General features: G+C 62.9%; 9 protein-coding genes. 4 read left to right on the plus strand and 5 right to left on the minus strand.

Translation table 11 applies throughout. The features are described 5' to 3' along the window. Position 1 precedes the first annotated feature (1 nt). The 4 genes from dhbA to H7K56_RS13560 are packed head-to-tail and all read right to left on the minus strand — an operon-like array spanning position 2 to position 4,432. The gene (dhbA, locus tag H7K56_RS13545; protein ID WP_058759589.1) at positions 2-760 is read right to left on the minus strand and encodes a 2,3-dihydro-2,3-dihydroxybenzoate dehydrogenase; all 759 of its coding nucleotides are present in this window, start codon (positions 758-760) and stop codon (positions 2-4) included. Then, the gene (locus H7K56_RS13550; protein WP_021507724.1) at positions 757-1,611 is read right to left on the minus strand and encodes an isochorismatase family protein; all 855 of its coding nucleotides are present in this window, start codon (positions 1,609-1,611) and stop codon (positions 757-759) included. Before H7K56_RS13550 ends, dhbA begins: the two co-directional genes overlap by 4 nt. Before the next feature lie 18 nt (positions 1,612-1,629). Beyond that, a complete protein-coding gene (locus H7K56_RS13555; RefSeq protein WP_150361683.1) occupies positions 1,630-3,243 on the minus strand; it encodes a (2,3-dihydroxybenzoyl)adenylate synthase in 1,614 nt (537 codons plus the stop codon). A 10-nt stretch (positions 3,244-3,253) separates the two neighbouring features. Beyond that, positions 3,254-4,432 carry an isochorismate synthase gene (locus tag H7K56_RS13560; RefSeq protein WP_370515556.1) on the minus strand — a complete coding sequence of 393 codons (1,179 nt, stop codon included), beginning with the start codon at positions 4,430-4,432 and terminating at the stop codon, positions 3,254-3,256. 179 nt (positions 4,433-4,611) lie between these two features. On the opposite strand from H7K56_RS13560, the gene fepB reads away from it, so the two are divergent. Beyond that, complete coding sequence (gene fepB / locus H7K56_RS13565; RefSeq protein WP_058780377.1) at positions 4,612-5,577, plus strand: Fe2+-enterobactin ABC transporter substrate-binding protein; 966 nt, start codon at positions 4,612-4,614, stop codon at positions 5,575-5,577. On the opposite strand, the gene entS is transcribed toward fepB, so the two are convergent. Further along, complete coding sequence (gene entS, locus H7K56_RS13570) at positions 5,572-6,822, minus strand: enterobactin transporter EntS (protein WP_182689025.1); 1,251 nt, start codon at positions 6,820-6,822, stop codon at positions 5,572-5,574. The genes fepB and entS overlap by 6 nt on opposite strands. A 146-nt stretch (positions 6,823-6,968) precedes the next feature. Here entS and fepD point away from each other — a divergent pair, with 146 nt between their 5' ends. Genes fepD through H7K56_RS13585 form a run of 3 tightly spaced genes read left to right on the plus strand, consistent with a single transcriptional unit; the run spans position 6,969 to position 9,732 of the window. Beyond that, entirely contained in the window at positions 6,969-7,958 is a 990-nt protein-coding gene (gene fepD / locus H7K56_RS13575; protein WP_182689026.1) for a Fe(3+)-siderophore ABC transporter permease, read from the plus strand. Beyond that, positions 7,955-8,938 (plus strand): iron-enterobactin ABC transporter permease, encoded by a 984-nt coding sequence (gene fepG / locus H7K56_RS13580; RefSeq protein ID WP_058759584.1) that lies wholly within the window; start codon positions 7,955-7,957, stop codon positions 8,936-8,938. The genes fepD and fepG overlap by 4 nt, the downstream gene beginning before the upstream one ends. Continuing rightward, a complete protein-coding gene (locus H7K56_RS13585; RefSeq protein ID WP_150361919.1) occupies positions 8,935-9,732 on the plus strand; it encodes an ATP-binding cassette domain-containing protein in 798 nt (265 codons plus the stop codon). Before fepG ends, H7K56_RS13585 begins: the two co-directional genes overlap by 4 nt. Positions 9,733-9,745: the final 13 nt, after the last annotated feature.

Consider the following 9,745-nt stretch of genomic DNA (forward strand, 5'->3'; position numbering starts at 1 on the left):
CTCAGGCTCCCAGCGTTGCGCCACCGTCTACCACAATATCCTGCAGCACCACGTGGCTGGCAAGATCCGAGGCCAGGAACAGGATATTGTTCACGATCTCCTGCGGCTGGGCGATCTTACGCAGCGGGATCCCCAGTTTGTACTGATCCGGGAAACCGTTGATCATCTCCTGCTCGGCTTCTGGCGTATGCCACAGGCTGCGCTGCATATCGGTATCGGTTGATCCCGGTGAGACAATATTACAGCGCACGCCATACGGTGCCATCTCCAGCCCAACCGTCTGGCACAGGCTGCGCAGTGCTGCTTTGGACGCGCCATAGGCTGACATGCCGAGGCGCGGGGCGTGCGCGGCGTTAGAGGCGATGGTGACAATCGCGCCAGCGCGCTGCTGGCGGAAGACCGGCAGCGTCTGCTGGAACAGGTTAAACGCGCCGCCGGCGTTGACGGCGAGACACGCCTGCCAGTCAGCAAACGACAGCGCATCGGTGCTGCCGATGCGCAGAATGCCCGCGCCGTTCACCAGGATATCCAGCCGCGGCTGGCTGGCCAGCAGTGACTGACAGCAATCGCGCACCGCAGCACTGTCGGCGACGTCCAGCTGGCAGGTGGCAAACGGATAGTCATCCTGGCCAAAGTGCAAATCAAAACCGGTCACCTGCGCACCGGCCTGATGGAACGCCAGCGCGGTGTGGTAGCCGATGCCTTTACCGGCACCGGTCACCCAGACAATTTTTCCGCTGAAATCAAAACAGGCGCTCATTGGGCTGGCACCCGTGACAGCAGCGCCCACCAGCCATCTATGCTGGGGTTTTTCGCCAGACTGATGAAGTCGATATCGCTGTGCACCTGACGCCAGCGCGCCGCCAGCGCCATCACGCGCACCGAATCCAGCCCATAATCGATCAGGTTTTCATCATCTTCCGGCACGTCATCATCTTCCAGCAGCGGCAGAATCAGCGCGCGCAGCGCGTCCTTGCTCTGTGGCAGCGGCATCAGGTCGGCGGTCATCACCACTTTGCCACTGCGGCCTGCGGTGTAGGTCAGCGCCATCATATGCTCGTCGCGCGAGAAGTCGGCCAGCGCATCGGCCACCATAAACGGCTGGATGTTACGCATGAAGGCGTCGGTGGCGGTGGTCAGGCAGCCGATGTGGGCATACACGCCAGTAATGATCAGCTGATCGCGGCCCATTTCCTGCAGGATAGATTCCAGCGGCGAGCGCACGAACGCGCTGTAGCGCCATTTAGTCAGCACCTGATCGTCCTGATCCGGCGCCAGCGCGTCGACGATCTTCTGCTGATCCGGATGTTTGTTCAGCCCTGGTCCCCACATATCATTCAGCAGCGCGCGATCCTCATCGCTTTGCTGGTTGGGCTGGGCGGTATAGAACACCGGAATGCCCTGCGCTTTGCAGTAAGCGCGCAGGCGGGCAATGTTCTCCACCACCTGATTCACCAGCGGGCTGTCTTCGCCCCAGAAGTTGAGGAAATAGGCCTGCATATCGTGAATCAGCAGCGCCGCGCGCTGCGGCTCCAGCGCCCATTGTACTTTGTTAGCCGGCAGCTCAGTGGCGGCGGGCAGCGCATAAGACGTCAGTTTTGGAATAGCCATTACAATCTCCGGAAAAAATCAGGCTTGCGTCTGCTCAGCAAGCTGTTGGCGTAAACGTTTTTTATCCACTTTGCCTACCGGGGTAAGCGGCAGGTCGTCGACGCAGGTAATGCGGTCGGGAAGTTTGAATTCGGCAATGCCCAGCTCGCGCAGATGGCGGCGCAGCGCGACCGGTTTTACCGGCTGGCGCGCCACAATGAAGGCACAGCTCTTTTCACCCATCAGCTCGTCATGCATGGACACCAGCGCGGCGTGGATCACATCCGGATGGCGCAGCAGCAGGTTTTCGATCTCTTCTGCGGCGATCTTCTCGCCGCCGCGGTTGATCTGCTCCTTTTCGCGTCCCTGTACGGTGATGTAACCCTGAGCGTTGATCTCAATCAGATCGCCTGAGCAGTAAAAACCGTTGGCGTCGAAGCTGGCGGCATTGTGCTCCGGGCTGTTGTAGTAGCCCCGGAAGGTGTAAGGGCCGCGCGTCATCAGGCGACCCACCTGGCCCGGCGGCAGCGGATTACCGTTCTCGTCGGCCACCCACACTTCGTCATCGTCCGAAATCGGCCGCCCCTGAGTAGTCAGAATGGTTTGCTCGTCATCGCCGAAGCGCGTGTAGTTAACCAGCCCTTCCGCCATGCCAAACACCTGCTGCAGCTGGCAGCCGATTTCACGCTGAATGCGTGCGGCCAGCGTTTCGCCCAGTTTGGCCCCGCCCACCTGAATGCGCTGCAGCGAGGCCAGCGCTGAATTGCTGCCCCACTCCTGAATCGCCTGCAACCACAGGCTGACCGCCGGTGGCACCAGTCCGGTATCGGTCACCTGGTGCTGCTCAATCAGCGGGAAGCAGAGCGTGGCGCTGGGATCCGCGGCGAGAATCACCTGGCCACCGGCATAGAACACCCCGAGCGAACCCGGGGAACTCATGGCGAAGTTATGCGGCGCGGGCAGGGCGATCAGATAGCGCGTGTCGGCGTTGATGTGGCAAATCTCGTCACTGGCGCGAATGCTGTAGTAGTAGTCGTTGTGGGTGCGCGGAATCAGCTTCGGCGTGCCGGTGCTGCCGCCGGAGAGCTGGAAAAACGCCACTTCATCGGCGGCCGTCGGTGTCGCGACAAAATCGCCAGCCGCTTCATCCTGCAGCGACGCCAGCGTATTTTCCGCCTGCGCGTCGTTACGCAGGATCACCTGCTGCAGCGTGGGCTGCGCCTCGCACAGCGTGGCGATGAAGTCGTCGCTGGCAAACAGCGCGTGCTGGCGATCGGCAATCAGCAGTTTCGGTGCAATCTGCTGCGCATAGGCCAGCAGTTCAGTGCGCTGATGGCTGAACAGCGCGTACACCGGGACCACGCCCAGCTTAAACAGGGCAAACAGCGTAACGTAAAAATCGGCCACGTTGCCGAGCTGCACCAGCGCCGTGTCACCGCGCTGTAAACCGCGCCGCTGCAGCGCCGCCGCCAGATTATCACTGCGCTGCGCCAGTTGGCGGTAGCTGAGCTGTAAAGGGCCATCGATCACGGCGATAGCGTCGTTTTCGCGATGGCGGTCGATGATGTCGGTCAGCGGCACGTCGATCCAGTAGCCTTTTTCGCGGTAGCGCGCGGCCAGATGTGCCGGCCAGCGGCTGAAGGGAATGCTCATGCTTGTTCCTTTATTGCAGTCCAAAAGCGCGCAACATGGTGTCCAGCTTCACACCCGTTTCACGCCATTCTGATTCCGGTTGTGAGTCGGCGACGATGCCAGCGCCGGCAAACAGCCGCACGCGCGTGCCGTTTACCGTTCCGCAGCGAATGGTCACCACCCATTCGCCGTTGCCTTCGCTGTCGCACCAGCCGACGATGCCGCCAAACAGCTGGCGATCAAAGGGTTCGAGCTGCTGAATCAGCTGCTGCGCGCGGGCGTGCGGGAAGCCGCTCAGGGCCGGGGTTGGGTGCAGCAGCGCAGCCAGCGACAGCGCATTTTCGCGCTCATCCTGCACTTCGCCATCGATTTGCGTCGCCAGATGCCACAGCGTGGCGGTGGTGATCAGCGACGGCACGGTAGGCACTGACAGCAGGCGGCTACGCGGCTGCAGCGTGCTGCGCATCGCGTCGGTCACCAGCTGATGTTCGTGGCGATCTTTGGCTGACGCCATCAGGGTATTACCTGCCGCGCGATCGGCGCTGACATCGTCATGATGGCGGCGCGCCGAGCCGGCCAGCGGGCAGGAGGAGAAATCGCGCCCCTGTTTGCGCAGCATCAGCTCCGGGCTGGCACCCACCAGCGCGCCTCCTTCCGCCAGTGGCAGATGGAAATGGTAGCTATTGGGATTTTGCGCGATCACGCGCTGCATCAGCGCGGCGGTATCCACCGGCTGCTCCGTGACGATATCCATCAGGCGCGACAGCACCACTTTGTCCGGATCGCCGCGCTGGATGGTGGCAACGGCGTCGGCCACCATGCGGGTAAACACCGCGTGGTCTGGCACTGCCGTCCGCCGCCGCACTGCCGGCAGATCGCTCTGCTGCGCCGGTAACGCCTGTTGCAGGTCGGCGCGATTAAAGCTCTGCCAGGATTCGGGTATGAACAGCGACGCTGGCTGGCTGACGTCAAACGGAATCGCGCCCACCAGCAGCGGATTGGCGATCCCCTGCTTTTTCGCCGCGGCAAAGTGCTGGCGCAACTGCTGTTGAAAGTCGCCCTGCAGCAGCGCGGCATCGCCCACCGGCGTGTTGATCGTGGTATAGCAGCCCTGGGTGGCCAGGCTGCGCCATGGCGAGGTGAAAAGGAAACCGCGGCACAGCGCGGAAAAATCCTTCAGCCAGGCATTTTCAAACGTGGAGCTTTCCACCATAATTTTCACCTATAAATGATAAGATTATTAAGAATGATTATCATTTTTATTATGGCTCTGTAACCTACGTCGAAAGGGGCAAAGAGTCAATCCATTCGCGGGATTTACCGTGCTGTCAGACGTAAGCGGCGGCTGACGCCGGGCTAGGCATTAAGCTAAAAGGTGGATCAAAACTTATGAATAAATGCGGTTTATGGGGCATGGCTGTCCTGTTGTTCATTTTCCAGTCGCTGTCAGGGACAGCGCGGGCCGACCAGGGCTGGCCGCGCAGCGTACAGGGCGCGACCGGAACGGTAACGCTTCACCAGGCACCGCAGCGCATTGTCTCCACCAGCGTCACGCTGACCGGCTCGCTGCTGGCGATTGACGCGCCGGTCATCGCCTCAGGCGCGACCGCACCGAAAAGCCGCCTGGCCGACGATCAGGGCTTCTTCCGTCAGTGGGGCGAGGTGGCAAAGCAGCGCCACGTTAAGCGGCTGTACATTGGTGAGCCGAGCGCCGAGGCGATTGCGGCGCAAGCCCCGGATCTGATTATCGTCAGCGCCACCGGTAATGACTCCGCCCTGAAGCTGGTCAGTCAGCTGTCCGCCATTGCCCCCACGCTGGTGGTCAACTACGACGATAAGAGCTGGCAGGATGTGGTTACGCTGCTGGGGCAGGCCACCGGCCATGAAGCACAGGCAGCGCAGCGCGTAAAAGAGTTCGACGATCGCGAAGCGGCGCTGAAGCAGGCCATTACGCTGCCGCCGCAGCCGGTCTCCGCGATGGTATGGAACGGTGATGGCCGGGCAGTGAATCTGTGGACCGCCGCATCGGCGCAGGGCAAACTGCTGCAGCAGCTCGGTTTTACACTGGCGCAGCCGCCGGCCGACACGCAACAGGGGCACAGTATGGGCCAGCGCAAAGACATTATTCAGCTCTCGGGCGAGAATCTCGCCGCCAGCCTGACCGGCCACAGCTTCCTGCTGTTTGCCGGCGATGACAAAACTGCGCAGTCAGTGCTGAGTAACCCGTTCCTGGCACAAAACGCGGCGGTGCGCGATAAGCAGGTCTATGCGCTGGGCATCGACACCTTCCGCCTGGATTACTACAGCGCCAGCAATCTGCTGACGCGTCTGCATCAGCTGTTCGTCAAATCATGATGTTTGCTGCGCCAGCACCGGCGCGGGCGCCTGATAGCGCCGTAATCCTTTCATCATCAACCACATCATGACGCCAAGCAGTGTCGCGGCACAGCCAAACGCCGCGGCAGCCTGCGCCGGTAACAGCCACGAACCGAGGGCACCAATCAGCGCGGCGCCGAGGGCATCGCCGCACACGTTCTGCGCCGTCCACAGGCTGTTGATGCGGCCCAGCAGATGATCTGGCGTCAGCAGCTGAATCATTGCGTATTGCACCAGGCTGTTGATGGCACTGAAATAGCCGAAGCCCGCCAGACACAGCAGCGCCAGCCACAGCGTCGGCATCAGGCTGAACAGGCCCAGGGCGACGAAACCGGCCACGGCGCTGCCCAGCACCAGCCGCCCCGGGCGCGCCGCCTGTTTCAGCCTGCCGCTGGTAAATGCACCCACGGCGGCACCGAGCGGCACGGCGGCGTACAGCATACCGAGCTGGTCGGCGCTGACTGACCAGTGCGGTGCCAGCGCCGGGTACAGCACGCGGATGGCGCTGGCCAGCGTCACCAGCGCACCGGTCAGCGCCACCATGCCGACCAGCGGGCTGGCGAACAGGAACTGCACGCCGGTTGCCAGCGCCCGCAGCGGATGCTCGCGCGGCTGCGGAGGCGGGGGCAGCGCAGGTAGCTGCAGCAGCGTCAGCACCGTCAGCAGCGTGCCGAAGGCGGTCAGTCCGTAATTCCACAGCACGCCGCCGTGCGCGATCACCACACCAGCAATTGCCGGCGATAAAATCGAGCCGAAGCGCACCGTCAGCATGGTAATGGCGCCGGCCTGCATAATATTTTCGCGTCCCACCAGCGCTGGCGTTGCGGCCAGCAGCGCCGTGACGCCAATCGCGCCAAAAAAGCCGTCCCACAAGCCCAGCAGATAGACCGCCAGCAGCGAAGGCGCGGGCAGCGCGGCATTTATCGCCAGCGCGACAAAGCCCAGCCCGCAGGTGGTGCGGGCAAACAGGATCAACGTCTTACGCTCATAGCGATCGGCCAGCACGCCGCCGGTCAGCAGGCCAGTAAACATGCCGGCAGCGGACAGTGTGACGGCGAGGCCCACCAGCAGCGGTGAATGGGTCATCTGCTGGATCTGCACCGGCACGGCAACGGCCAGCATGCCGAGCGCCACAATCGAGATAAAACGCGCAATAAAAACCGCGCGAAACGCCGCGTGGGTTTTCAGCAGTGAGAGATCGATAAAGTGAGAGGGTTTGTTCATTGTTTCGCCTTTTTGCACCAATTTTCCTCATCATCCGCGAGGCGACTCATGGTAACATAGGCAAACGCGAGTAATAACGATAACAAATATCATTATCAAATTACGTTGCACCGCAACGAGGTCGAACAGTGAAGGTTTAGAACGCTATGCGCCAGATCCGTGCATTAGCAGGCTCAGGGATTCTGCTTTTGCTCCTCATGGCGCTCAGTCTGATGCTGGGTGCCAAATCAATACCGCTTTCCGATGTGTATCACGCTCTCACCGCTTCCTGCTCCAGCGCGGAGTGCATCATCGTGCGCGATGCGCGCCTGCCGCGCACGCTGGCCGGTCTGCTGGCGGGCGTGGCGCTGGGGCTGGCTGGCGCGCTGATGCAGAGCCTGACGCGTAACCCGCTGGCCGAGCCGGGCATTCTGGGCGTGAACGCCGGTGCCGGTTTTGCCATCGTGCTCGGCATCGCGCTGCTGGGGGCGGACTCCCCGCTGCAGTGGCTGACGCTGGCCTTCAGCGGCGCGCTGCTGGCGGCGCTGCTGATGACGGTGATTGGCGCGATGGGCGGCGGGTGCGTCAATCCGGTGCGTCTGACGCTGGCAGGCGTGGCGCTGGCGGCGGTGCTGGAGGGCTTAACCTCCGGCCTGTCGCTGCTCAATCCGGACATTTACGATCACCTGCGCTTCTGGCAGAGCGGCTCGCTGGATATCCGCGATTTCAGCGTGTTGCGCACCCTGAGCCCGGCGGTGCTGGCCGGTGCGGCGCTGGCGCTGGGGCTGGCGCAGTCACTGAACAGCCTGAGCATGGGCGGCGATATGGCGGCGGCGCTGGGCACGCGCGTGGTGCGCACTCAACTGCTGGGCCTGCTGGCGATTGCCTTACTGAGCGGCGCGGCGACCGCCGCCGTCGGACCGATCGCTTTTATCGGCCTGATGACACCGCATTTTGCCCGCTGGCTGGTGGGCAACGATCACCGCTGGCTGCTGCCGGCGACGGCGCTGATCACCCCGGCGCTGCTGCTGGCGGCGGATATTCTGGGGCGGATGATGGTGGCAGGCGAACTGCGTGTCTCAATTGTGACCGCCATCCTTGGCGCGCCGATGCTGATTTTGCTGGTGCGGCGCCAGCGCGGGCGAGGTGGACTATGACGCGGCGTGCCTGGTTGCATGGCGGCTGGCTGCTATTAGCGTGTGCGCTGCTGACATGGCTGGCGCTGACGCGCGGTGCGCTGCCGATTACGGCGGAGCAGGTGTGGCAGGCGCTGCGCGGGCAGGGAGCGGCTAATGTGCAACTGATTGTGGTGGAGTGGCGGCTGCCGCGCGTGCTGATGGCGCTGCTGATCGGTGCGGCGCTGGGTGTCAGCGGGGCAATTTTTCAGTCGCTGCTGCGTAACCCGCTCGGCAGCCCGGATATTCTCGGCTTCAATACCGGGGCTTACAGCGGTGTGCTGGTGGCGCTGGTGCTGTTCAATCAAAGTATTACCGCGATGACCGGGGCCGCGCTGATCGGCGGTATCGCGACGGCTGCGCTGGTGTATCTGTTTGCCTGGCGCAACGGGGTGGAAACGTTTCGGTTAATCATCGTGGGCATCAGCGTGCGCGCGCTGCTGATGGCGCTCAATGCCTGGCTGATTATCAGCGCTTCGCTGGAGTCGGCGCTCAGCGCCGGGCTGTGGAGCGCCGGCTCGCTCAACGGCATCACCTGGGCGAAAACGCCGCCGGTGGTGACGGTGCTGCTGCTGTCGCTGCTGCTGGTGGCGCTGTTAACGCGCCGCATGCGTCTGCTGGAGATGGGCGACGACACCGCCTGCGCGCTCGGCGTGCCGGTGGAGCGCAGCCGCCTGTGGCTGATGCTGCTGGGCGTGCTGCTGACCGCGGCGTCCACCGCGCTGGCGGGGCCGATCTCGTTCGTGGCGCTGCTGGCGCCGCAGATTGCGCGCCGGCTGAGCGGTGGGGAAAAAGGCGCATTATGGCTGGCGGCGCTGTGCGGCGCGCTGCTGTTGTGCGCCGCCGATTATGCCGCGCAGCATCTGTTCCTGCCTTATCAACTGCCGGTTGGCGTGATCACCGTCAGCCTGGGCGGACTCTATCTGATTGCGTTACTGGTGCGGGAGGCGCGACGCCAATGATCGATATTTCTTCACGGCTGTATGGCGAAGGCCTGACGCTGGGTTATGACAAAAAAGTGGTGGCGGAAAATCTGTCGGTGGCGATTCCGCAAGGGGAGCTGACCGTGATTATCGGCCCTAACGCCTGCGGTAAATCCACCCTGCTGCGTACTCTCAGCCGCCTGCAGGCACCGCTAAAAGGTGACGTGCTGCTGGACGGCGAGGCGATTGCACGTTATCCCACCAAAGAGGTGGCGCGCCGTCTTGGCCTGCTGCCGCAGAGTTCGAACGCACCGGCGGGCATCAGCGTGAGCGAGCTGGTGGCGCGCGGACGTTATCCGCATCAGTCACTGTTTGGCCGCTGGCGCGCGGAGGATGAAGCGGCGGTGCAGCAGGCGATGCTGGCCACCGGCGTGGCGGACCTGGCGCAACAGGCGGTCGATACCCTGTCTGGCGGGCAGCGTCAGCGCGTATGGATCGCCATGGTACTGGCGCAGCAGACGCCGCTGCTGCTGCTGGATGAGCCCACCACCTGGCTGGATATAACCCACCAGATTGAGCTGCTTGAGCTGATGCAGACGCTCAATCAGCAGCATGGCCGCACGCTGGTGGTGGTGCTGCATGACCTTAATCATGCCTGCCGCTACGCCACCCATCTGATCGCCATGCGTCACGGGAAGATCATTGCCGAGGGCAAGCCTGGCGAGATTGTGACGCCAGCACTGATTGAGCAGGTGTACGGATTACGCTGTGTGATTGTTGAGGATCCGGTGGCGCATACGCCAATGATTGTGCCGCTGGGGCGCGGGCGCTAAAGCAGAAGAAAGG

It is taken from the genome of Pantoea dispersa (genome assembly GCF_014155765.1).
In the GTDB taxonomy this organism is placed as follows: domain Bacteria; phylum Pseudomonadota; class Gammaproteobacteria; order Enterobacterales; family Enterobacteriaceae; genus Pantoea; species Pantoea dispersa.

Bases quoted from the DNA above. Each gene is read 5' to 3' on its own strand.
- entS (WP_182689025.1), bottom strand. From the start codon at position 6,822: ATGAACAAACCCTCTCACTTTATCGATCTCTCACTGCTGAAAACCCAC.
- dhbA (WP_058759589.1), bottom strand. From the start codon at position 760: ATGAGCGCCTGTTTTGATTTCAGCGGAAAAATTGTCTGGGTGACCGGT.
- H7K56_RS13555 (WP_150361683.1), bottom strand. From the start codon at position 3,243: ATGAGCATTCCCTTCAGCCGCTGGCCGGCACATCTGGCCGCGCGCTAC.
- fepD (WP_182689026.1), top strand. From the start codon at position 6,969: ATGCGCCAGATCCGTGCATTAGCAGGCTCAGGGATTCTGCTTTTGCTC.
- fepB (WP_058780377.1), top strand. From the start codon at position 4,612: ATGAATAAATGCGGTTTATGGGGCATGGCTGTCCTGTTGTTCATTTTC.
- H7K56_RS13550 (WP_021507724.1), bottom strand. From the start codon at position 1,611: ATGGCTATTCCAAAACTGACGTCTTATGCGCTGCCCGCCGCCACTGAG.
- fepG (WP_058759584.1), top strand. From the start codon at position 7,955: ATGACGCGGCGTGCCTGGTTGCATGGCGGCTGGCTGCTATTAGCGTGT.
- H7K56_RS13585 (WP_150361919.1), top strand. From the start codon at position 8,935: ATGATCGATATTTCTTCACGGCTGTATGGCGAAGGCCTGACGCTGGGT.